The sequence below is a fragment of the Hyunsoonleella aestuarii genome (assembly GCF_006148925.1).
GTDB lineage: Bacteria > Bacteroidota > Bacteroidia > Flavobacteriales > Flavobacteriaceae > Algibacter_D > Algibacter_D aestuarii.
This window is the reverse complement of sequence record NZ_VAWB01000001.1, coordinates 1144467-1167718: the sequence shown is the minus strand read 5'-3', so window position 1 is coordinate 1167718 and position 23252 is coordinate 1144467. Positions and strand designations below refer to the sequence as shown.

The window sequence follows — 23252 nt, the reverse complement described above, 5'->3', positions numbered from 1 at the left end:
AACGTTCCACGTGGAACCTTTTTAATTAAAATTATCGGCCCATATAAACTAATAATACCGAAATATCATTAGGTGAGACACCACTAATTCTTGATGCTTGCGAAACTGTAGTTGGTTGTATCTTTTTTAGTTTTTCACGCGCTTCAAAACTCATAGATTTGATTTGTGAATAATCAAAATTTTCAGGGATTTTCACATATTCCAATCTACTTAATTTATCTGCATTATTTTTTTCTTTGGCAATATACCCTGAGTATTTTACCTGAATTTCAGCCTGCTCGATAACCTCTCTGTCCAAATTATTTTCTTGAATATAAGCCTCTACACTATTTACTTTTCTAACATCGTCCATCTCAATGTTTGGTCTAGCAAAAACTTTAAAAAGCTTCCCAGATTGTTTTACTGGAGTCGACTTTTTAGATTCTAATATGGGATTTATTTCTTCTGGCTTGACACTTTGCGTTTCAAAAAAGTTAACAAACTTTTCTGCAGCATTGTGCTTCTCCTCCATCCTCTTTAATCGTTTTTCTGATGCCAAACCTAGTTTATAGCCTTTAGGAGTTAACCTTAAATCAGCATTATCTTGACGCAATAAGGTTCTATATTCAGCACGAGAAGTAAACATTCGATAAGGCTCTTCAGTGCCTTTTGTAATTAAATCATCTATTAACACACCTATATAAGCCTCATCTCTTTTTAACGTAAACCCATCCTTTTCTTGAACTTTTAAACTAGCATTGATGCCTGCCATTAAACCTTGGGAAGCCGCTTCTTCATAACCCGTTGTTCCATTAATTTGCCCTGCAAAATATAATCCTTTAACTAGTTTCGTTTCCAAAGTATGTTTTAATTGAGTAGGTGGGAAATAGTCATACTCAATAGCATATCCAGGTCTAAAAAACTTAACCTTTTCAAAGCCTGCCACAGAGCGTAATGCATTAAATTGCACATCCTCTGGTAATGATGTAGAGAACCCATTAACATAAACTTCAACAGTATTCCAGCCTTCCGGCTCTATAAACAATTGATGTCTATCCTTGTCTGCAAACCGATTTATTTTATCTTCAATCGAAGGGCAATAACGAGGGCCTAAGCTTTTAATTCTTCCATTAAACATTGGGGATCTATCAAAACCTTCTCGTAATAAATCATGGACCTCAGCACTCGTATAAGTCATGTGGCAAGCACGTTGGTTTTCTAACGGTTTAGTCACATCTAAATAAGAAAACTTCTCTGGATTATCATCCCCTGGCTGTTTAATCATCTTAGAATAATCTAATGATCTTCCATCAACCCTTGGAGGTGTTCCTGTTTTCATTCTTCCAGAATCAAAACCTAAATCAACTAACTGCTCGGTTATGCCTGTTGCAGCTCTTTCACCTGCTCTACCTCCACCAAAATTTTTATCGCCAATATGAATCAAACCATTTAAAAAGGTGCCATTGGTTAACACAACAGTTTTAGCCTTAATTTGAATCCCTAATGATGTTTTTACTCCAATAACTTTTTCTCCTTCAATAAGCAACCCTGAAACCATTTCTTGATAAAAATCAAGATTTTCAGTTCCTTCTAAAAGCATTCGCCAATCTTCCGCAAAACGCATACGATCACTTTGAACTCTAGGACTCCACATAGCGGGTCCTTTAGATTTGTTCAACATCTTAAATTGGATAGCCGATGTGTCTGAAACAATGCCACTATAGCCTCCTAAAGCATCTATCTCTCGAACAATTTGCCCTTTAGCAATTCCTCCCATAGCAGGATTACAAGACATTTGAGCAATGTTTTGAAGGTTCATTGTTACCAACAACGTTTTGCTTCCCATGTTAGCGGCAGCGGCGGCAGCTTCACTTCCCGCATGACCTGCGCCGACAACTATTACATCATAAACCTCGTTAAACATAATTCTAATATTCTAACCATTGTTCCACGTGGAACATCTTCTAATTTTGAGTGTGCAAATATACGTTGAAATCTTTAATTTTTAGTCAGGAAAGCCAAGTAGTGATTTTCCTTTTTCCTCATTAAAGCCATCTCAGAATCACTCTTGTCTTTATAACCACAATAATGTAGGACACCATGAATGATAACTCGATGAAGCTCTTCTTCAAAAGGCACATTGAAATCTTTGGCATTATCAGCGACTCTTTCAATCGAGATGAAAATATCTCCTTGTACTATTTTTCCGATAGAATAGTCGAAACTGATTATGTCGGTTAAAGTGTCATGATTTAAAAACTCCACATTTAGTTTGTGCAAATATTCATCATTACAAAACACATAATTTATTTCTTCTAACTTATGATTCTCTAACCTAATAGCTTCAACTATCCAATTAGAAATTGCTTCTTCAGAATGTAACTTGAAATCTGTTTCGTAATTGAAATTAATCATTATCCTTTTTGAAATATTCCTGCACTTTCCTTTTATAAACTTGATGCAAAGGTAAAGCTTGTCTGTTTAATATTTCTGTAGTTTGAAAGTATTGTTTCGCCGTAGGTATTTGGCTGCCTGTATTGTTATTAAATTGTTTTTTATTAGTCTCAGACTCCCTTTTATCGTCCTCACCTTGCTGGAATGTTGCATTCTCAAGTTTTAAAAGCTGATGTTGTAATTCCATCATTTTTTTTAGTGTTTGGTTTGTAAATCCTTTGTTTAACAAATCCAATTCCACATCTTCCATGTCTTTCAGCAACTTTTCTCCTTGATCTCCAACGCCATCCTTCCCACGTTTATCTAGAGCTTCCTTTAACGCTTGTCGTAATTCCTGCTGCTGTTTATAAATTTCATATAGTTCACCATTTAAACCCTCTCCATTCGAGTCACCGTTCTCACCATTAGAACCCTCCTTACCACTTTGACTCTCCTTTCCTTGTTCACCCTCCTTCTGGCCTTCTCCTTCCTTCTCACCCTCACCTTCTTTAGGTTTACCTTCTTTACCTTTCTTCATGCCTTCCTCCATCATTTTATTAAGCTCTTCCTGACTCATAATGATATCAGGCAACTGCATATCTCCTTGACCCTTACCTGGCGACATGCTTAAACTTTCTTGCATACTATCAAGAATATTGCTCAAAATATCCGCCAGATTATTAGCTGCAGTTATGGCAAACTGTTGATTAGAAACGCCCTGATATAATTGATTTTCGGCTAATAAGACTAAAGCTTTTTCAATGTTAAAATACACTTCTGTAATCTCTTTATTCACTTTTTCTGAAAGCTTTGGTTGTCTTAAAGAAAGCGCAAAAAGGCTATCGTCCACATGCTCAAAATGCTCTCTTAAATTATGTTGATTTCGAAGATAACTTGCATATTTATTATTATTAACACCAATGGCTTTAAACTTATTCATTAAAGCTTCTTCATCAAACGAAAAAAGAACCAAATTATCTAAGATTTGCCTTAACATTTCCATGTCTTCCTGCATTTGCTCTCCACCACCACCCTGCATCGAGCTTTGCATCTTTTGACTCAATTGCTTCATTTTTCTTGCAGCATTCTTTTGGTTTTTCTGAGCTTGTTTTTGACTTTCTTGCTTTTTATTATCCTCTTCCTCATTCTCACCCTTTTCCAGATTGTCAGAGGCTTTTTGCTGTTCTTCATCAACTTCTCTTTCATCTAACTTATCTCGAGGAATATCAAATGGTTTCCTTAGGGCCTTATTCTCTTTTTCAAGGTTCTCCATTTCCTTTTTAAAGTCATCGAACTGCTTATTTATTTCCTTCTGTTTCTCTTTTGTGTTATTCTTATCAGACTCGTTTGAAAGAGCTTCTTGCTTTTCAGCCAATTTGTCTAAATCATTCTTTAGCTTTTCTAATTTCTTTTCGACATAATAACGCTTAGTAAGCTCCAGTAACTGCTGTAAACTCCTTTTTTTATTCTTATTCTGCTTAGCTAGTTCCTCCAATTTTTGAACTAATTCTTCCTTATTAATTTTCTCTTGAAGTTTCTTGAGCTCCTCTAGGAGTTTTTCATCTTTTTCGAGCTGTTCTTCATTTTCCTTTAATCGTTCCTTTAAATCTTCTTTAAAAACATCTTCTTCACTGTTTTCTTTCTGAAATTCCTCCAAGTTATCTTTTAACTTTTCATTGAAGTTTTTCATCATTTCGTCTTGCTGTTTTTGACGCTTTAAAAATGATTCTAACTTTTTCTTGTCATTAAAATTAAACTCTGATTTTTCCTTTTGAATTCTTGTTAATTCTTCTAATTGTTTCTCTTGCTCATCATATTTCTTTAAAGACTTATTTAAATCTTTAATAGTCTCTCCTTGCTCCTTTAGTTGTTTCTGGGTTTCTTCTTCTTGAGTTCTTTTCCTGTAAACAAAAACATTGCTTTTGGCACTCTTAAATTTATTAACGCCGTCATTATCATATACTTGAAAGTATAATTCATAAGGTATGCCCTCGGCAACATCCAGGTTGTCTGGAAAAGCTGTTACAAAATCAGCAATGTTTGAAGTTGCAATAGGAATACTTTTATACTGCTCATCTTCACTTTTCTCAATTGGATAATAAACAAGTTGAAGCTTTGTTAATCCATAATCATCACTTAACTGCCCATAAAAATATAGTGTTTGTAAGTCTAAGCTGTCGGTTTCCGCCTTTATACTAAGCTCTGGATATTCGTCCTTAATGACGTTAATACTGAAAGACAGATTTTCATAATGAATTAAATTGGAATTACTTGTACTTAAAGTGTAATCAAAGTTATTATAAAGCTTTTTCGTCGCCTTAAATTCATTAGGGTTATTAGAATTAAAATCAATGGTGTCCTTAGAAAAAAGCTTAACACCTTTAGTAGATTTAGTGCTAAGTAACCACGTAATATTTGTGCCTTCGGGAACCAACGCATTACCCGTTCCTTTCAGTGTCTCGTCCTTCTTTTTAGTGTGACTCGGATAATCTAAAACCATATCAAAGCCAACCAAAGAAGGGACCTCAACTACACTAATTGTGTAGGGTTTAGATTTTACATTATTAGCTAACAATTGAAATTCAACATCTTTCTTAATTTGTGGAAAAACAAATTCAAATTCACCGAAATCTGTCCTTTGTAAAAAATAGTTTTCGTCATTAAACACTATCTCTGCATTCTCTGGAACAACATCTCCTGCAGTTTTTACAATAAGCTTAAAGTCTTTGTTTTCAATGGCGCTCAAATCTTCATTTAAAACAAAAAATTGAAACGGTGCAGGTGGTTCGTAAGCCGTTTTATAATTCACAATACGCTCATAACTATCACTAAACCAGTTAAAGTTTCCTGTGATATATGTTAAAAGCAAAATAGCAATAGGAACTGCTGCATACTTTAAATATTTAAGATTATTACCAAAGTTTATTGCAAGTTTAAACGGGATCGGTTTTAATTCAATAGACTTTTGCTCAATGCTTGCTAATAACAATTCAGATTGTTGGTCACTCTGTTTTAACTGAAGGACATTAATCAGTTTGTCATTAACCTTCGGAAAATGTTTACCGATAATCTTAGATGCGTCTAAGTAATCTATTCCCTTCTGTAGTTTAAAAAGCTTTGCTAACGGAATAAAAACAAATTTAATTAATAGCGTTAATTCAACCGCTATAAACACCCAAAACAAAACGCTTCTTGCTGTAATGCTTAGCCAAAAAACATACTCAATAAAAAGTGTAAACAACAAATAAAGCAAACCAATGGCAAAGAATAGAATCCCTCCTCTAATCAATTCATTAGTATAATATTTTCTAATGAACTGTTCTAGTTTACTTATAATGTTATTAAAGTTTTCTTGCATTACAATTTAATTTCCCTGTTATCAAGAATAAACGTTCATCCATTATGTCTTATATCAAGACACTGGTTTAACTCACTAAACTACAATTTTATTTTTTACAAGGTTTATAATTATCTGTTAATTGTATCTTTGCACAAATTTCCAACATGACCAAAAACGTTCGCGTGCGATTTGCACCTAGCCCAACAGGACCACTACATATTGGTGGTGTTCGTACTGCATTATTTAATTATCTATTTGCAAAAAAACATAACGGAATCTTTGTTTTAAGAATTGAAGACACCGACCAAACTCGTTATGTAGAAGGCGCTGAAAATTACATCATTAATTCATTAAACTGGTGCAACATCGCATACGATGAAGGCCCAGGAAAGAACGAAAAGTTTGGGCCTTACAGACAGAGCGAGCGTAAGCATTTATATAGAAAATATGCTGAAAAGTTATTAGCATCAGGTCATGCTTATTATGCTTTTGATACTGCCGAAGAATTAGATTTTCATAGAAAAGATCACGAATCAAAAGGCAAAACTTTTATATATAATTGGCATAATAGAGAAAAAGGGCGTTTAGTTAACTCTTTAGTGCTTTCTGAAAAGGAAACACAAGCTAAAATTAATGCAGGTGATGATTATGTTATTCGATTTAAGTCTCCTCAAGATGAAACTTTAAATCTTAAAGATATCATTCGTGGTGATATCAAAATAGATACAAATATTTTAGATGATAAAGTGCTTTTTAAAAGCGACGGTATGCCAACTTATCATTTAGCCAATATTGTAGATGACCATTTAATGAAAATTTCGCATGTTATACGTGGAGAAGAATGGCTGCCTTCTTTAGCTCTTCATTACCAGCTTTATAGGGCTTTCGGCTGGAAAGTACCAGAATTTGCTCATTTACCTCTCATTTTAAAACCAACTGGAAAAGGAAAACTAAGCAAGCGTGACGGCGATAAATTAGGTTTTCCTGTATTTCCATTAGAATGGGAAGATCCTAAAACTCACGATGTCTCCAGGGGCTATAAAGAAGATGGTTATTTTCCAGAGACCATGATTAATTTTTTAGCTTTTCTTGGTTGGAATCCCGGCACAGAACAAGAGCTTTTCTCTTTAAACGAATTAATCGAGGCTTTCGATTTAAAAAAGGTTAATAAATCTGGGGCGCGTTTCGACCCTGATAAAACCAAATGGTTTAACCACCATTACATGCAAGAGCAAAGTAATGACACTCTAGCTGAACTCTTCAAAGCTTCAAATAAAGCTTTAGAAGATATTGATGTCAATTACATCGCTTTGGTTATAGGTTTGGTTAAAGAACGGGCGACATTTATAAGTGATTTTTGGGATTTAACTTATTATTTCTTTCAAACTCCAAAAATGTACGATGAAAAAGCGGCTAAAAAAGCTTTTAAAGAAGGGACTGAAGCTGTAATGAACCATATTATAGATTTAATAAACGATATTGAAGATTTTACCGTTGAAAACCTTCAACATGCTATTAAAGGCTGGATTACAAGTAACGAAATTGGATTCGGTAAAGTTATGATGCCACTACGTTTAGCGCTCGTAGGTGCTTTGCAAGGTCCTGATGTGTTTGATATTATGTTTATGATTGGGCAAGCAGAAAGCGTAAAACGCATTCAGGCCATGATTAAAAAACTGAAATAAATTAAAAAGAAATCATAGCCCCAAAAACAAGCATGGATTGATTTCCTTCGAATCTCTCATCACCGTCAATGGTGTCTAGACTTTCGTCTTCGAGTTTACGCAGTATGTTTGTGAAACCATGAATGTATTGTGCTTTCAATCTAAAAAATTTATACCCAACAGAAGCGCCAATTAATCCATTAAAATTAAACCGAGAAATTTCCACAATATCATTGGCTTGTAGGTTAGTGTAGTTATTAATATAATAATTCTCTTGATTATCATTTTCTAACTCGAGCTTGCCATTATATTGCAGCATTGGGCCTACATCAATTGTTAAATAGCTTCCAATGAGCTTAATATGACCCAGCAATGCCAATTGCGCCGCGAACATTTTATATTCAATAAATTCTTGTTGAGAACTTACTATATCTGGTCTTCCCGAAATATCAATATAATTCTCAGAAAGTTGCATGCCATAACTCATGTTATACCATCTATGAGGTAAATCGACAGTCGCCGACATCCCGAACAAAAAGCCATTCCCTTGTTCTGTAACAAAATTATCGGTTTGAATATCAAACTTGGTAATTCCTCCAAAGACACCTATGCCATTTGTTATGTCATAATTTCTTGGTTGGGCGAAAGATTTTGTAACAAAACCTACGGTAATTGCTACTAATAAAATGAGGCTATTAATCTTCATAGTTAAGGTTATATGGCGTCAAATATAATATAAATTTTGTATCTTAATTTTTCTAACAGTTTTAAACAAAAATCATGAACTACGTCTTATTCCCCTTTATTTTTATTGGATTAATAATATTAATCTCTTCATTCTTCATTGTTAAACAACAAACAGCTGCCATTATTGAGCGTTTTGGTAGATTTCAAAGTATACGCCATTCAGGGTTACAATTAAAAATCCCTTTGGTTGATAGAATTGCGGGTAGGTTAAGCTTAAAAATTCAGCAGTTAGATGTTATCATTGAAACAAAAACCCTTGATGATGTATTTGTGCGTCTTAAAGTGTCTGTACAATACAAGGTTATTCGGGATAAAGTGTATGATGCTTTTTATAAATTGGATTATCCACACGATCAAATAACATCTTATGTTTTTGATGTGGTACGTGCTGAAGTTCCTAAGATGAAGCTTGACGATGTATTTGTTAGAAAAGACGATATCGCGATAGCGGTTAAAGCCGAACTTAATGACGCCATGATGGAATATGGGTATGATATTATTAAAACCCTTGTAACGGATATTGATCCAGACGGCCAAGTAAAAGAAGCCATGAACCGCATTAATGCCTCTGAACGCGAGAAGATTGCGGCTCAATTTGAAGGTGATGCTGCAAGAATTTTAATTGTTGAAAAAGCAAAAGCTGAAGCTGAAAGTAAACGTCTACAAGGACAAGGCATTGCAGACCAAAGACGCGAAATTGCACGTGGATTAGAAGAGTCTGTAGAAGTATTAAACCGTGTTGGCATTAATTCGCAAGAAGCCTCCGCCTTAATTGTTGTAACACAACATTATGATACATTACAATCTTTAGGTGAAGAAACCAATAGTAATTTAATTCTACTGCCAAACGCACCACAAGCGGGAAGTAATATGCTGAATGATATGGTTGCCAGTTTTGCAGCAAGTAATCAAATAGGTGAAGCCATGAAACAGGCTAAAAAGAAAGACGCTAAATAGTTATAATTTCTATTAATTAAGAAAGCTGTTAGTCTCGAGACTAACAGCTTTTTTTATAAATATCCTTACTAGTTTTAGATTTAGGATTTATTTTTTCTCCAAGGCTTATAGTTTTTAAATGCTGGTCCAGTTAGCTTATTTTTGTCTGAACCAAAGTTAATTGACGTGTATATTTTATCAGTTTTATTTTCCCAAGGTTTCTCATTTTTACGTTCAGGCCCTGTTAAATTTTCTTTTTTGGCAATACTATAGACTGCCGTAGGCTCGTTATCATGGAGCCATGGTTTATAATTTTTATAGGCTGGCCCAGTTAGGTCACTTCTTTTTTGGGCACTTAAACTTAATGACATAAACGCAATTACAAATGTTACTATCAGTGTTTTCATAACTTTACGTGTTTTGTTTGCACAAAATTACATTGATAGACATGAGTTAGTCCTATAAGAAATCACTCTATTTTTATCCGTATTTATACGGATTTTTAAAAGTATAATGGGTGCCTTTCTTTGAAGAAATAGTCCTAGGAGAAAAGCCTAGGTAATGAGCTTTAACTTAACTGCCTTCTTAATAAGTTCGGCTGTATTTTTAGCCTTTAGTTTTTTGAGTACGTTAGCGCGATGTGTTTCGATTGTTCTTGCGCTCACGTAAAGCATTTCGGCTATTTTCTTGGTTGTATGTCCTTTAGAAATCAATTCAAGTACTTCGGTTTCCTTATTGGAAAGTATATTATCGCTCACCGGATTTTCGGACATGTAATTTATCATCTTTTCCGAAATTGAATGACTAAAGTATTTCCTTCCTTCATTCACTATGCGCACTACTTTTATAAGTTCTTCTTGATCTGTGTTTTTTAACAAATAACTATATGCTCCTTTTTTAGCGCATTTAGCAATGTAATTGCCTTCGTCATGCATCGATATTATAATGGGTTTAATGCGAGGGTTAACGGTTTTAATTTTGTCTAAAACTTCAAACCCATCCATATTGGGCATGGTTATATCGAGTAAGACAATATCGATGTCTTGATTGATATCTATGTAGTTCATGAACTCCTCTCCATCTTCAACTAAATTTACAACATCAACATCATCATACTTCTTTAAAAGTTCTTTAAGTCCGTTTCTAAACAACTCGTGGTCGTCCGCTATAACAAGTTTAATTGTTTTCATTTTCTATTGGTAATTCTATATCAAAAGTTGTGCTTTCGTGTTTTGAATTAATCTGAATTTTGCCATTACAAATCTCAACACGTTCTCTAATATTGATAATTCCAGAGCCTAATGTAACCGACTCAATATTAAAGCCCGAGCCATCATCAAAATAAAACAATGATATAAAATCATCAAACTCAGATAATGTAATTCTAATGTTCTTGGCATTGGCATGCTTAAGTGTATTATTCACCAGCTCCTGCACTATTCTAAAAACATGAACTTCTTGATTCTTCGTAATTTTACTTTCACTTTGTTTGAGAAGATCTTCAAACACAATCGAACCTTCAAACATTCTATTGATGTTGTCGCAGAAGTTTCTTAACGCGGCACCAACACCAAAATCCTCAATTGTAGAAGGCATTAAGGCATTAGACATTACTCGAATCTCTGAAATTGTTTCATCAACAATTTGTTTCATTTCTGACCGTAAAACGGAGTCCTGAACCTTATTGTCTACATGAAACTTTAAGGACGTTAAAAATGGTCCCAATCCGTCATGCAGTTCGCGCGCAAGTCGTCGTCGTTCTCTTTCAAGTCCATCCACCAATTGACGTTTTATGTTCATACGGCTTACCCTTTCATTATTTCTAAATTCCTTCAATTTATTCTGCATCTTAATCAAACTTATGCCCAAGGAATCATTCTCGCTATTGGGTTCGTAGGCTGCATTTAAGTTCATTTCTCCAATTTCTTCAGAAAAATTAACAGCTCCTTGCAAAGATTTTTTTAAATGCTCTAGTGCTTCAAACATTTCATATATCTCATTAGAACTTTTGCGTATCTTATTAATTTCGTTGTAATTCCCATCTGCCATAATTTTTAGGCTTTTCTTCATACCTAAAATTGGATTAGCAATTATTCTTGTGAGGAATAAAGAAAAGAAAATAGCTATTGCCATAATTAAAAGCATCAAACCGATAAGCCTTTTTCTTAAATCTTTTAGTGGTGCTGCCACTTCACTTTCATCTATTTCTGATAGGATTGCCAATTTAAGGTTAGACACCCCTATAGGCCCATATACTCCATAAACATTGACATTTCTGTAATCCTCATACAGTCCTTTGTCCAATTTCCCAGATAAAGCCTGAGTTACTCCAATTGTTTTAACGGTAATTTTATTGGGCATTGAATCTTTGAAAAAACGGGATTGTGAACGCATTCTATAATCTTCGCCAACAAGGTAGGATTCCCCTGTTTCCCCCATTCCAGTGCGCTCCAAAAGAATATTCATAACTTTATCGTAAGGAATAACCTTTACCCTAGTTTTTTCATTATTTACGTCCACTAAGCCAATGGATAGCTGCTTTTCTTTATGAAAATTAGTAAAATCGTAAATCCCTGATTCTAAAGTGCTTTTAGGTATAATTAAATTCAAACTATCTGTTGAATTGTATGACTCTTTAGAGTCCATAAAATCAATCCATTCCTGCTGAATGAGCTTCTCAATTTGATTCTGTTTAAGTGTTTTAATAGAATTTAATTGTAATAGAATTCTGCTCTGTAAAACTTCTGAAAATTGATTATAAAAAGCAATGGATAGCACAATGGCCACGAAAAATACCAGGCCATTTATAATAATTAATATGAGTGATTTTAAGCTAATACTGAATGAAAATTAATTGATTTATTACCTTTTTAGCAAAGATAAAACTAATTAACTATCATAAATAGCCAGCACTAAGCTTGATTTTTTTTAAAGTTCTAAGTCTAAGATTTTTGAGGTTTTAATTTTTTAAGCTTCTCTTCTTTATCTTCATGAATGCTACCAGGAAAGCTAAACGATGTACTTGCTAATTAGCACTAAATCAAATTAGTCAAAGGGATGCCTTTCCTCCCACTCTTTTGAAGGATTCATAAATCGAAACACTTGCTTTAAGATAGCATTTAAAATGATATTGGTGTGTTTTAAATACATAACCATTGGTTTAGGTTTTGCTCCAACCGAACTCTTAATTTCCATGGCAGTACGCGCATAGACTATACTTTGAAATTTATTCTCAATTCCAAATTGCGCCATGTCGTAGAGCATATTCAAGTATAACTGATTCGGGTATTGGTGTTCATGATCGTAGCCCAAAAAATAAGTTTCTAAATGATTGTTGTTTAAAATCAAGGTGAAAAAACCAATTAGCTCATCTTTTAAGTAGTATCCAAAAACCTTAAACTTTTCTTTTAAACGCAGTTTGCAATGGTAAAAATGATTTTCTGGAAGTATAAACGTGTTGAATTTCGCATTATCAGACACATTAAGATATAAATCATGTATTAATTTAGAATTTGCCTTTACCATTTCTAAATCCATTTCGCTACAGGTAATACTATTTAGCTTCTTTTTAGCTCTTTTATAACGGTCTCTATATTTCTTTTTCATGCAAGAAATATAATCTTGATTGCAAGACCAATCACCGAGCACATTCATTATCATATTGGGCTGTACAGAAGCTTTATGAAGTTTTTTGCTTTGGAAAAAGTTCTCGTCTATAAAAGTGTCATTCAGGAAAAAATCCTTTACTAAAACAAGTCTGATAGTTTTATTATTTTCGGCCTTTATTTTGGATTTAAGCTCTTCTAAGCCTTTAAATATTTCATTGTAAAACGTATTAGGGGCAATCTTCTTACCATCAAAATATAGCCCGTGTTGACCTGTATGTGTTAGATTACCAACCACCAAAATATTTCCTTTTAAAACTTTAGACAAATTGTCTTTTACAAAGGTCTTTACACATGAAACCCCTGAGTCTCTAAACATATCCTTCAAGTACAACTGCACCCTTTGTATTAAAGCAATACCAACCAATTCATCGTTAATAAATACTCCAATATAAAAGCATTGTATGTTGTTAGGAGAGGCCGACTCTAAACCTTTTAAATAAGCTGGTTGAAGTAAAACATCATGAGTTGTTAGATCATTCCATGAATCGGGAAGGTCTTCGGTTTTATTATAAATTTTATAGTGTGTCAATACAAAAATAAAAAGACCGAAAATTACAATTCTCAGTCTTTAAATATGTTAAATATTTACAAAATTATTAATGCCAGCCACAAACGATGGCTCCCATTACTCCCATTGTCACAATCCAATATCCTGAGTTAATAAGGATATATTTGGCGCCTTTACGTTCAAATAAGGCATTCGTACCTATTATGGGCAAAGCCACAAAAACACCGCTCATTACGCCATGTAATGCGCCATGACCAAAAGTTCTATGAGCCATACCGTAATCTGCCATAAAAGCTGCATAAGAAGGTAGTGCGTTTTCTATATCACCACCCACCATTCCCATGGCCCCTATTTGATGTATGGTTAACATTTGCATAGCCATGGCTAACAGAAACGCAAAGATGAATGCCATGATAAAAATCTTCGCCATGTTTGCCCCTTGTAACTTTTCTTCTGTCAAGTCGGCTGCCTGCATCCAAGCTTTACCGAAAACGTTTGGATTGTACCAAACAAACCCCACAACCAATGCAGAAACTGATGCCGCAATAAGTGCTAAAAAATTAATTTCCATGATATTAAATCGTTATAGTTAGTAGTTAAATATAGATAAAATAGAAACATTATGGCTGTTTTTAACAGAATGTTTATTGTTAAACAGGCTCTTAAATAGCTCTTGCTTCATCCACCAGCAGCGTATTTTTATCCTCCATGGCTTTGTCTAGAAACGCAACAATATCATCACTTTTAGATTCACCGTTTTGCAGCAAAACTTTCAGGATTAAAACTGCTGCTATTCGCGTACCAACTTTCTTTACCGCAGTATTAAACAAAGGTTCTAACTCATCATAAGTAACATCTTTTGCAAGCTCCAAAATCTCATCTCTCACTTTTAAACGCTTAGCATCTGGTAAATTAGTGTACTTTTTACCTAGCTGTTTAATCACGTCTATTGACTTCCTTTTGGGTTGATTATTGGAAGGTTTTTGTGGTTGACTCACATTTTGATTTGGCTTTTTCTTAGCCCAAGTATCTCTTAAACCTACCGTTTTATTAAATACTAATTTTTCTGAAGTCGAATCCTCATCAACATTAAAATACCCCAAACGTTGAAACTGAAACCGCTCTCCTACTTTAGCTTCAGCCACACTTGGTTCTGTAAAAGCTTCTATAAGCTTTAAAGAATTTGGATTAATAAAATCCATAAAATCTTTGTCCTGATAACTATCTGGAGCCTCGTCCATAAACAAGCGATCATACTCTCTTACTTCTGCCTTCAAAGCATGTGCAATAGACACCCAATGTAGTGTGCCTTTTACCCTTCTATCAGTGTCTTTTGAATAAGTACAATGTATTTCTGTAACTTCACCATTAGCATCTTTTACAACACTTTCAGCTTTAACTATATATGCGTTTTTAAGGCGTACCTCTCCACCCAATTTTAATCTAAAAAACTTATTACCAGCTTCCTCTTTAAAATCTTCCTTTTCAATATACAACTCACGAGAAAAAGGTACTTTTCTGTAACCAGCACTTTCATCTTCTTGATTATTTTCAGCATCTAACCATTCAACCTTACCATCAGGATAATTTGTAATCACCAATTTTACCGGGTTTAAAACAGCCATTACCCTTGGTGCAGATTTATTTAAATCTTCACGAATACAGAATTCTAAAAGGGATACATCAATTACGTTCTCTCTTTTTGCGACACCCACCGTTTCAACAAACTTTCTAATTGCCGCAGGCGTATAACCTCTGCGCCTTAATCCAGAAATAGTTGGCATTCTAGGGTCGTCCCAACCATTTACGATGCCATCTTCAACCAACTTTAACAACTTCCGCTTACTCATAATCGTATAGCTTAGGTTTAAGCGCGCAAATTCACGTTGTTTAGGTCTAAGTTTAGCAGAGTCTACAACTTGGTCTAAAAACCAATTATAGAGCTCTCTATGTGGTTTAAATTCTAATGAGCACAATGAGTGCGAAATTTGCTCAATATAATCACTTTCACCATGAGTCCAATCGTACATTGGGTAAATGCACCAATCGTTACCCGTTCTGTGATGGTGCTTCTTTAGAACACGGTACATAATTGGGTCTCGCATTAACATATTCGGATGTGTCATATCTATTTTAGCACGCAAAATATGTTCTCCTTCATCAAACTCACCGTTCTTCATGCGTTCAAATAAATCAAGGTTTTCGGCAACTGTTCTGTTTCTGTATGGGCCTTCTACACCCGGTTGGGTAGGTGTTCCTTTCTGTTCGGCCATAGCCTCGCTAGACTGAGAATCCACATAAGCTTTACCTTCCTTTATAAGTTGTATCGCCCAATCGTATAACTGTTGGAAATAATCTGAAGAAAATAGTTCTTTATCCCATTTATAACCTAACCATGAAACATCTCGTTTAATTGCATCAACATACTCTTGTTCTTCTTTGGCGGGGTTGGTGTCATCAAACCTGAGGTTTACAGGGGCACTATAATATTCTCCCAAACCAAAACTTATCCCTATAGCTTTGGTGTGTCCAATATGCAGGTATCCATTTGGTTCAGGCGGAAACCTAAAACGTAGGTCGTCTTTAGTCATACCATTTGCCAAATCGTCTTCAATAATTTGTTCAATAAAATTTAAAGATTTTCTCTCCTCAGACATTTTTGTGCTATATTAAAATAAGCGTCAAAATTACGGAAATTCCATTTATTTTAATGTAATTACCAAAAGAAGCGTAACAAATATTAACTCATTATGACTGATAGCGTAATGGTTATTAATTTTTAAAGAAATATTGCTATGAATAATATAAACTATAAATGCCCAAAATGTAAAAATACTACTTGCGATATAAGTGAAATGCGCGCCACTGGTGGCACACTTTCTAAGATTTTCGATGTGCAGAACAAAAAATTTACATCGGTAACCTGTTTAAGATGTACTTATACCGAATTTTATAAAACAAAAACTAGTGCAATTAGCAATATTTTTGATTTCTTTACAGGCTAATGGGAACAATTAAAGTTGAAAATATTCGTGTCTTTGCTTATCATGGCTGCCTAAAAGAAGAGACCAAAATAGGTAGTGATTATCGGGTTGATTTAAAAGTAGATGCAGATCTACAGGCCTCAGCGAAGACAGATAAACTCGCTGATACAGTTGATTATGTGTTTTTAAATCGCATAATAAAAGAGGAAATGAATATGTCTTCTCATCTTCTTGAAACTGTTGCAAGACGTATTCTAGACCGCATTTTTAATGAAGACGCATTAGTTAAAAAAGCAACTGTTTGGGTTAGTAAGTTAAACCCGCCAATAGGAGGGGACGTGGCCCGTGTAACTATAAAAATGAGTGATAAACGCAAAAAGTAATTTTAAGTAAGAGAAAGTATTATTTTTTTTTACATTTGCAGCAGTATTATGGCGTCATGGCCGAGTGGCTAGGCAGAGGTCTGCAAAACCTTCTACAGCGGTTCGAATCCGCTTGACGCCTCTAAAACCTTCAAGTTCTCTTGGGGGTTTTTTTGTGATAAATTTTCAATAAAAATTAATTAAATAAAGGACTAACCTTCAAGCCATATTTGCACAAATCTGTTTGATATCAAAAAAACAAATGTATCTATAGCGTCTCTTTGTTTGTTATTAAAATTTATTTTATTGGATTTATTTGTTCTAGTTTCTCCTTATTCTTTTCGTAAGCATTTGGAAATAATCCCTGTACAAAAAGTAAAATCCCAAAACCTAAAATAACCACAGCAATTACTTTTTTTGTTTTGAATATAAGCCTAGGGGATAATTGGGCTTTCAGTTTTTTCGCGGCTAATATTTTGAATATATCGGTAACAAAATAAGCAGCTAACATGGCTACTATAAATATAATATCTCCATTTTTTGAAGTGGTTAGCGAATCGCCCAACACCATAAAACCTAACCAACCTAGCAAAACACCAATATTAATAAAATTGAGAAGAAAGCCTTTTATAAATAGTTTCCCATAATCTTTTTGTAACTCAACTTTATGATACTCTTTAACTATGGCACGAAATGATTTTGAGGTTTTTATAAAGGAAATAACACCGTAAACCATTAATAAAACGCCGCCAAATATTAAAAAACTTGGGTCGTTACCAATTTTACCTCTTAGGTTATTGGTGCTATAAAATGCAATTATAATAAAGATGATATCTGCTAAAATTACACCAAGATCGAATATTAAAGCACTTCTAAACCCCTTTGTTGCACTTGTTTCTAAAAGCACAAAAAAAACAGGGCCAATAGTAAAGGCTAGTATAATTCCAAACGGAATAGCTGTTAAAATATCGTCAAACATAAACTAGAGAAGCTTTTCATCTATTTAAAATTTCTATTTCATTATTAATGAAATAAATAAAAAATTCTGCATAGATCAACCGCTGTGCTTTCGCACAAAAAAAATTAATTTTCGAGCAAATAAGAAAAAATAAATTTTTTTATGCTCATTCCACAAAGTAAAGAAATATTTTAAAATAGCGGGGTGATAGCTACTAACAATACAAATAAAAAAACGCACCCCATAGAGGTGCGTTCTACAAACAACTAAACTAAAAAGTGTTACTGCTTAATAAGTTTTAAACTACTTGTACCAGACTCTGTTTCTATTTTAGCAAAGTATAAGCCCGAAACCAAGCTTAAACCATCGATGATTGCTTCGGAGCTATATGGAGAAAGTGTTAAAACCCTTTTTCCCATAATGTCAAAAACTCTTATTGACTTAATATTGGTGTTTTGCGTTTTAACTCTCCAAATGTCTTTGGTTGGGTTAGGAAAGACCTTAAAAGAAGGTTCTTTAAAATCGTTTATTCCTAAAGTGGCGACTTGCTGGACATCATCAAAATAAAAGGTAGATGTATTTGATCCATTTCCAACTTCGCCAATATCAAACATAAAAACGAGTCTATCATAAGGACTAACCCCTTGAGCTGAAAAGTCCCAACTTAGTGTTTCCCATCCCCCCGTAACAGTAGTAGGAACTGCCAATTCTGCAGAACCTCCACCAGACTCTCGTTCCAGTTTAATTTGCATTGAAGTTCCTAAAGGGGCATCTGTCCAAACTTTAAGGGTTATATATTTTTTTGTAGTAAAATTTAAAGGTTCGTTTAGAACCAGATAAGCCCCAGACCAAGAAGCTCCTCCATCTCTAATTATTTTAGCTAAATTAGTACTTGTATTACCTGAACTTTGTGGCGCTAAAACGGACTCCACAGTAGCGGTACCTCCATCGAAATTAACAAAGTCGGCTGTTACAGGCGTTGTTTCAAAATCGAATGGTAAGCCTGTATTTTCACCTGGAGGCAAACATACGTCGTCATTGTATGTAAATGTCATTTTGCCAAGGTTAATTTCACCATTCGTTGCTACCAATCTTAACACATGGATGCCTGCAGTTAAATCTAAATTAGCAGCTTTAGTACTCCAATTATTCCAATCTCCAGTATCAAAAAAAGTAATGTCGTTGCTTACTTTAGTCCCATCAACCTCAAAATATATAGGACCTCCGCCACTATCGTTCCCAGAAGTATAGCGTAAACTCACATCATAACATCCTGTGGTTTGAACATCAACGGTGTACTCTAGCCACTCACCGCCTGAAATCCAGCCAACAGTGTTTCCTTCTCCCGCGACTGTAATGGCATCAACATATTCATTCGGTCTAAAACTACCCTGGTTATCAATTGATGCGTCATAATAGGCTATATTCTGACCATTTCCACCTTCAAAAACATCATAGTGTGCTGCATCAATAGTTCCCGGTATAGTTGTTGGAGTTCCAGAATATGGAACTTGATTACCAACTTGAATTCTAATAATGTTAGTCACATTAAAACTCGTGCCTGCATATACTTTTGCATATATGTTATAAATCCCAAATGGCAAGGCACCAGTATTCATTTCAAATGGGGCTACTAAATCCTCTCCCAAAAGCGTATTGCCATTATAAAATTCTACTTTAGTAATACCGCTACCCACCGTAGTAACTGTGAGATTAGCGCTATCGTTTTCATTTGCTTCATATGTATCCGAAACAATTGTTCCAGAAACGTCCGCGTCTCTATTAGTGGCCATAGAATTCGCAGGAACATCTAGCATAAATCCATCTGAGAAGGTCACCGTTATTGGTACATCTGAATAGTTGTGGGCAACATAGGTTTTGTCTGCACCATCATTAAATACTGCGGCAATAGGGTGGTTGGCTGTAATGCTGGCATCCAATGCACCCATGGCATTCATAGCGTGTAACCAATGATAGGTTTGTGCATCTGAGACTCCAAACTTTAATACTCTATCTGGGTCGGCATCATAAAGTGCTATAGCTTCAGCAGGATCAATAAATGACAAGTATTTCCATATAGTGTCGTGCCATAAGTTAGGGTTCGTATCATTAGGGTTCAAAATACCCGTATTGGCTTTTAATTCATTCCAAATTGTTTGAACATAAGTTGTATTTTGTCCTAAATAAAGCGAGCCTCCGTGCATTGGGTACAACTCTATACCATATGAGGCGGTAATATCGTTTGTCCAAAATGTACCATTATCATAGGAATTTCCCCAAACTCGTGACACCAGACTGTATTGTTGAGTAGGTTGAAAATTACGTTCATACATATCGAACCAATATTCTTCTACAGCTGTTTGCTCTGTAGTATATAGATAAATGCCTAAATCTCTTATGGCATCATTACCTGTAATAACTCCCCAATGTATTAAGGAAGAATTAAACTGCATACTCTCTGAAGTTGACTCCTGATCATTGCCTTGTGGAAAGGAAGCTGTACCATTTGCCCAACAGTGTCCCGCATAAGGACTAAAATTCCTTAAAAAAGGAAACTGTGTGTCATTTCTATCGGAAGAAGCTGCGTCTTTAACTAACAAATTAACCATATCACCCCATTGATCTGCCCACCCAGGCTCAAATTGTTCCATAAAGGCTGCAGCATGTATAAAATAACCCCAATGGAAGTGGTGGTCATTAATATTTGTGTCTTGTCCGTGTCCCGCAGGATAGCCTAGCATTGCAGACCAATCATTATTATAATAAAACAGAAAAGCAACTTCCCCAGATTCATAAGTTAACCAATCCTCTAGACGTTGTTTAATCGTTGCTATCATTTTATCACGTGCTTCGATATTGCCCATTTGATCTGCGATTCTAGCAGTTTGAATCAATCTATTCATAACCTGCCCTTCGTTATAGGAATCAGTCCATGTTGCTAATGCATCATTTTCAATTAATGCTATTTTAGTTTGTAAATCTGCTGGACTAAAACTAGGACTATAATTCGCCAAATAAGGCATGGTAGGCAAAATCCCTTTAAATATATTTTCTGTTGTAAATGTATTACCGTCCAGTGTTTTTATTTCTCCTCGTACGTTATTATAACTGTAAGCGTTTGGAGTAGGCGAGTCTGATGATAAATTACTCCATTGATGCGGTAATAATCCTAACAGTATATTTGTATTTATAGCAGAGCCATCTTTAACATCCACAGATGTTGTGAAGGTTGTGGTAACTGCCGAAGTCCCCTCATTAAAATCCCAAGAGACTTCCGTATTAGTCGGAAATACATAGGCATACTTTTTATATTCGTTTGCGACGGTAGTGACATTAGATGCAGTAAGAGGTATCATAGCCATAGACCAATAATTATTCCCATTAAGGGTAGAGGTGTAGGTATTACCATTTTGAACCCAAGCACTGCCTGCCGGTGCATAAATTGCAAAATCGGCTCCATTTCTTGCATCAGTAACCGTAATTATTTCGCCCGAAACGTTAACGGTCCCTAAGTTTATGGTAATAGAGGCGGTTTCTAAGTTTCCTTTTTCAAAATAAATAAATGGCATTCCTATACCTGATGTGGCATTAAATCTATTTCCCCAGTTCATGGTAACAGTCCAGTCGGAATAATCAGATACTGAAGTCTGCCCTTCATTTAATCCTTGAACACCAACAACTATAGGCTCTTGATCATCAATAACACCCCATGGAATGTAAGATACAACCAACCCACTATTTACCGTCTTCATGGTCATTGGGTAATTAAACAGGTTATCGGCATGATTATTTTTAACCAAATTAGACCACCAGTCGTTAGTGGGAACAGGTTTTCCAGCTGCTATTCCAGATAGTTGTGGTGTTCCAGACGGAAACCCATTTCTTCCAGCAGTATCTGTTCCTGGAAATGTGTTAGTGTAACTGCCACTACCTACACTTGTAATTTGAGCAGAAAGATTAGCAGAAACACAAACTACTATAATTAGTTTGAGTATTTTTTTTGAGTATAAGTCCATGGCAATATTGCAGTAATTTTATTCTTCTCAAATTTCGCGTTTTATCACGTAATATTGAAGCCTTTAACCAATACAAAGCCTGTACAAAAAGCCTCTGACCATATGTATACAGTGCTTTTAACCTATACATTTACTCACAACTTAAAAACAATACCTACAGTTTATTGCAAAAAAAACGCACCCTATTGGGTGCGTTCTACAAACAACTAAACTAAACAGTTTTACTGCTTAATAAGTTTTAAACTACTTATACCAGATGCTGTTTCAATCTGAGCAAAATATAAACCTTTATTTAAACTTGTTCCATCAATGGTTGCTTCGTTTCTGTTTGGTGATAATGAAAGGACATTTTTACCCAATACATCGAAAACTCTAATTGAAGATATGCTAGCGCTTTGTGTTTTAACCGTCCAACTATCTTGGGTTGGGTTGGGAAAAACTTTAAAGGTGTTCTTTCCAAAATCATCAACACCAGCTGTTGGGTCGTCATAAAAATATATATTATCAATATAGACTGGACTAAAAACTGGACCAGCCCCAACAATTTGAATCTGCTTTATGGCATTTCTTGATAAAGCTCCACCTGATGAAAAATCTCCAAACGACACATCCATCTCGTGCCATGTGTCAGTAGCTAAACTGTTTACATCAAAGGCTTGAATTATATTGTGCTCAAATGCTCCACCGACACCTCCAAAATTTTGCAGAATAACTTGAAATTCCGAACCAACAGAAGGCGTGCCCGAAACGTAAAAATCAATATGCATAAGCGTATAGTTAGTTAAGTCTAAAGCTGGGTTGCTAAAATATTGATACTGAAAACCTCCACCTGGGTTTGGAAAAACCAATTCTATTGTAGAATTTGATGAAATTGAAATTTCTGATGACGTAGCGCCTCCAAAAAGTGGAACTCCATCAGTGGGAGCTGCCGTATAGGCACCACTATAAATTGATAAGACATCTCCAGAATCTCTTGTAGGTGTGGTTGCTGGAGCAGCCGGTGGACTAGCACATGGATCACAACTACCTCCACAGTCAATACCCTCTTCGGATCCATTCTGTAATCCATCTGAACAGGATGGTGCAAGAAAAGATGCTCCAGTTGTAATGTCGTCGACATAATAAATACTTTGAATTCCATTGCAAGCGCCGTCAACAAGCTGCATATCAATGAAGAACAGCATTGTTGTCTTTTGGCCTCCTGGAGGCATAATTACATCAACATCTTCCCAAACCCCATTATTGCCGGGAATTGTAAATCGTTGTTCTGAATTACCCCCTGCTCCTCCAAAAAATTGAACACCCATGTTTCTGGTTACTCCATCTGCTCCAGAAACAGACTTAATCCGAAAACTAACAGTTCTCTCGGCATCTGAAACGCCAGATAGGTCAATCACTTGACTAAACTGAAATTGTGCATTATCCCAACACGAAGCTCCTGAGGGAGTTGTTGTTCCATCCAATAACAAAACGCCGTTACCAGCATCATCTACTATACCTGATGTTGCTCCATCGAATCCAGTAAAGGCTTGGTTTGGATTTTCAAAATCAAACGGTAAAATTTGTGAAAACCCAAGTGAAACAGTCAAGAGGGCAAATAAAAAAGTAATTTTTTTCATCATAAAATTGTTTTAATTAATAATTTTTGTCTTAATTT

Annotated in this window: 17 protein-coding genes and 1 tRNA gene; 5 read left to right on the top strand and 13 right to left on the bottom strand. The window is 35.1% G+C overall.

The genetic code is table 11. From position 1 onward, the window contains the following. Positions 1 to 31 precede the first annotated feature (31 nt). The 3 genes from mnmG to FEF17_RS05200 all read right to left on the bottom strand — a co-directional run bounded on the left by mnmG (position 32) and on the right by FEF17_RS05200 (position 5770). Positions 32 to 1903: a tRNA uridine-5-carboxymethylaminomethyl(34) synthesis enzyme MnmG gene (gene mnmG, locus FEF17_RS05210; protein ID WP_139001290.1), complete on the bottom strand. Its 1872-nt coding sequence runs from the start codon at positions 1901 to 1903 to the stop codon at positions 32 to 34. A gap of 74 nt (positions 1904 to 1977) precedes the next feature. Beyond that, on the bottom strand, positions 1978 to 2394 hold the full coding sequence (ybeY, locus tag FEF17_RS05205; RefSeq protein ID WP_139001289.1) for an rRNA maturation RNase YbeY: 417 nt from the start codon (positions 2392 to 2394) through the stop codon (positions 1978 to 1980). Next, the gene (locus FEF17_RS05200) at positions 2387 to 5770 is read right to left on the bottom strand and encodes a DUF4175 family protein (RefSeq protein ID WP_139001288.1); all 3384 of its coding nucleotides are present in this window, start codon (positions 5768 to 5770) and stop codon (positions 2387 to 2389) included. The genes ybeY and FEF17_RS05200 overlap by 8 nt, the downstream gene beginning before the upstream one ends. A gap of 146 nt (positions 5771 to 5916) precedes the next feature. Between FEF17_RS05200 and gltX the strand changes: the two genes are divergently transcribed. Beyond that, entirely contained in the window at positions 5917 to 7437 is a 1521-nt protein-coding gene (gene gltX, locus FEF17_RS05195; protein ID WP_139001287.1) for a glutamate--tRNA ligase, read from the top strand. A gap of 1 nt (position 7438) precedes the next feature. On the opposite strand, the gene FEF17_RS05190 is transcribed toward gltX, so the two are convergent. Continuing rightward, entirely contained in the window at positions 7439 to 8122 is a 684-nt protein-coding gene (locus tag FEF17_RS05190) for a hypothetical protein (protein ID WP_139001286.1), read from the bottom strand. Between the two features lie 74 nt (positions 8123 to 8196). Between FEF17_RS05190 and FEF17_RS05185 the strand changes: the two genes are divergently transcribed. Beyond that, positions 8197 to 9120, top strand: coding sequence for an SPFH domain-containing protein (locus FEF17_RS05185; protein WP_139001285.1), 924 nt, complete (start codon positions 8197 to 8199; stop codon positions 9118 to 9120). An 80-nt stretch (positions 9121 to 9200) separates the two neighbouring features. Here FEF17_RS05185 and FEF17_RS05180 read toward each other — a convergent pair whose 3' ends face one another. From FEF17_RS05180 to FEF17_RS05155, 6 genes are all read right to left on the bottom strand, one after another. Continuing rightward, positions 9201 to 9506, bottom strand: coding sequence for a hypothetical protein (locus tag FEF17_RS05180; RefSeq protein WP_139001284.1), 306 nt, complete (start codon positions 9504 to 9506; stop codon positions 9201 to 9203). Positions 9507 to 9653: 147 nt separating this feature from the next. Further along, entirely contained in the window at positions 9654 to 10289 is a 636-nt protein-coding gene (locus FEF17_RS05175) for a response regulator (protein ID WP_139001283.1), read from the bottom strand. Next, the gene (locus FEF17_RS05170; protein WP_139001282.1) at positions 10276 to 11877 is read right to left on the bottom strand and encodes a sensor histidine kinase; all 1602 of its coding nucleotides are present in this window, start codon (positions 11875 to 11877) and stop codon (positions 10276 to 10278) included. Before FEF17_RS05170 ends, FEF17_RS05175 begins: the two co-directional genes overlap by 14 nt. A 267-nt stretch (positions 11878 to 12144) precedes the next feature. Beyond that, the gene (locus tag FEF17_RS05165; protein ID WP_246046786.1) at positions 12145 to 13296 is read right to left on the bottom strand and encodes a GNAT family N-acetyltransferase; all 1152 of its coding nucleotides are present in this window, start codon (positions 13294 to 13296) and stop codon (positions 12145 to 12147) included. 67 nt (positions 13297 to 13363) lie between these two features. Continuing rightward, positions 13364 to 13846, bottom strand: a complete 483-nt coding sequence (locus FEF17_RS05160; protein WP_139001280.1) for a DUF1761 domain-containing protein — start codon at positions 13844 to 13846, stop codon at positions 13364 to 13366. Positions 13847 to 13937: 91 nt separating this feature from the next. Further along, positions 13938 to 15932, bottom strand: a complete 1995-nt coding sequence (locus FEF17_RS05155) for a glutamine--tRNA ligase/YqeY domain fusion protein (RefSeq protein ID WP_139001279.1) — start codon at positions 15930 to 15932, stop codon at positions 13938 to 13940. Positions 15933 to 16070: 138 nt separating this feature from the next. On the opposite strand from FEF17_RS05155, the gene FEF17_RS05150 reads away from it, so the two are divergent. The 3 genes from FEF17_RS05150 to FEF17_RS05140 all read left to right on the top strand — a co-directional run bounded on the left by FEF17_RS05150 (position 16071) and on the right by FEF17_RS05140 (position 16763). Beyond that, complete coding sequence (locus FEF17_RS05150; RefSeq protein WP_139001278.1) at positions 16071 to 16280, top strand: zinc ribbon domain-containing protein; 210 nt, start codon at positions 16071 to 16073, stop codon at positions 16278 to 16280. Then, complete coding sequence (folB, locus tag FEF17_RS05145) at positions 16280 to 16642, top strand: dihydroneopterin aldolase (protein ID WP_139001277.1); 363 nt, start codon at positions 16280 to 16282, stop codon at positions 16640 to 16642. The genes FEF17_RS05150 and folB overlap by 1 nt, the downstream gene beginning before the upstream one ends. Positions 16643 to 16692: 50 nt before the next feature. After that, a tRNA-Cys gene (locus tag FEF17_RS05140) sits at positions 16693 to 16763 on the top strand. 156 nt (positions 16764 to 16919) lie between these two features. Here the strand turns inward: FEF17_RS05140 and FEF17_RS05135 are convergent. The 3 genes from FEF17_RS05135 to FEF17_RS05125 all read right to left on the bottom strand — a co-directional run bounded on the left by FEF17_RS05135 (position 16920) and on the right by FEF17_RS05125 (position 23217). Continuing rightward, entirely contained in the window at positions 16920 to 17600 is a 681-nt protein-coding gene (locus FEF17_RS05135; RefSeq protein ID WP_139001276.1) for a LysE family translocator, read from the bottom strand. Between the two features lie 260 nt (positions 17601 to 17860). Then, complete coding sequence (locus FEF17_RS05130) at positions 17861 to 21595, bottom strand: glycosyl hydrolase (protein ID WP_170180968.1); 3735 nt, start codon at positions 21593 to 21595, stop codon at positions 17861 to 17863. A gap of 221 nt (positions 21596 to 21816) precedes the next feature. After that, complete coding sequence (locus FEF17_RS05125) at positions 21817 to 23217, bottom strand: T9SS type A sorting domain-containing protein (RefSeq protein WP_139001275.1); 1401 nt, start codon at positions 23215 to 23217, stop codon at positions 21817 to 21819. Positions 23218 to 23252 lie beyond the last annotated feature (35 nt).

Excerpts from the sequence above, each read along its gene's own strand:
- folB (WP_139001277.1), top strand. The coding sequence starts at position 16,280 with ATGGGAACAATTAAAGTTGAAAATATTCGTGTCTTTGCTTATCATGGC.
- FEF17_RS05125 (WP_139001275.1), bottom strand. The coding sequence starts at position 23,217 with ATGATGAAAAAAATTACTTTTTTATTTGCCCTCTTGACTGTTTCACTT.
- ybeY (WP_139001289.1), bottom strand. The coding sequence starts at position 2,394 with ATGATTAATTTCAATTACGAAACAGATTTCAAGTTACATTCTGAAGAA.
- FEF17_RS05160 (WP_139001280.1), bottom strand. The coding sequence starts at position 13,846 with ATGGAAATTAATTTTTTAGCACTTATTGCGGCATCAGTTTCTGCATTG.
- gltX (WP_139001287.1), top strand. The coding sequence starts at position 5,917 with ATGACCAAAAACGTTCGCGTGCGATTTGCACCTAGCCCAACAGGACCA.
- FEF17_RS05150 (WP_139001278.1), top strand. The coding sequence starts at position 16,071 with ATGAATAATATAAACTATAAATGCCCAAAATGTAAAAATACTACTTGC.
- FEF17_RS05175 (WP_139001283.1), bottom strand. The coding sequence starts at position 10,289 with ATGAAAACAATTAAACTTGTTATAGCGGACGACCACGAGTTGTTTAGA.
- FEF17_RS05135 (WP_139001276.1), bottom strand. The coding sequence starts at position 17,600 with ATGTTTGACGATATTTTAACAGCTATTCCGTTTGGAATTATACTAGCC.
- FEF17_RS05155 (WP_139001279.1), bottom strand. The coding sequence starts at position 15,932 with ATGTCTGAGGAGAGAAAATCTTTAAATTTTATTGAACAAATTATTGAA.
- FEF17_RS05190 (WP_139001286.1), bottom strand. The coding sequence starts at position 8,122 with ATGAAGATTAATAGCCTCATTTTATTAGTAGCAATTACCGTAGGTTTT.
- FEF17_RS05200 (WP_139001288.1), bottom strand. The coding sequence starts at position 5,770 with ATGCAAGAAAACTTTAATAACATTATAAGTAAACTAGAACAGTTCATT.
- FEF17_RS05130 (WP_170180968.1), bottom strand. The coding sequence starts at position 21,595 with ATGGACTTATACTCAAAAAAAATACTCAAACTAATTATAGTAGTTTGT.
- mnmG (WP_139001290.1), bottom strand. The coding sequence starts at position 1,903 with ATGTTTAACGAGGTTTATGATGTAATAGTTGTCGGCGCAGGTCATGCG.
- FEF17_RS05180 (WP_139001284.1), bottom strand. The coding sequence starts at position 9,506 with ATGAAAACACTGATAGTAACATTTGTAATTGCGTTTATGTCATTAAGT.
- FEF17_RS05185 (WP_139001285.1), top strand. The coding sequence starts at position 8,197 with ATGAACTACGTCTTATTCCCCTTTATTTTTATTGGATTAATAATATTA.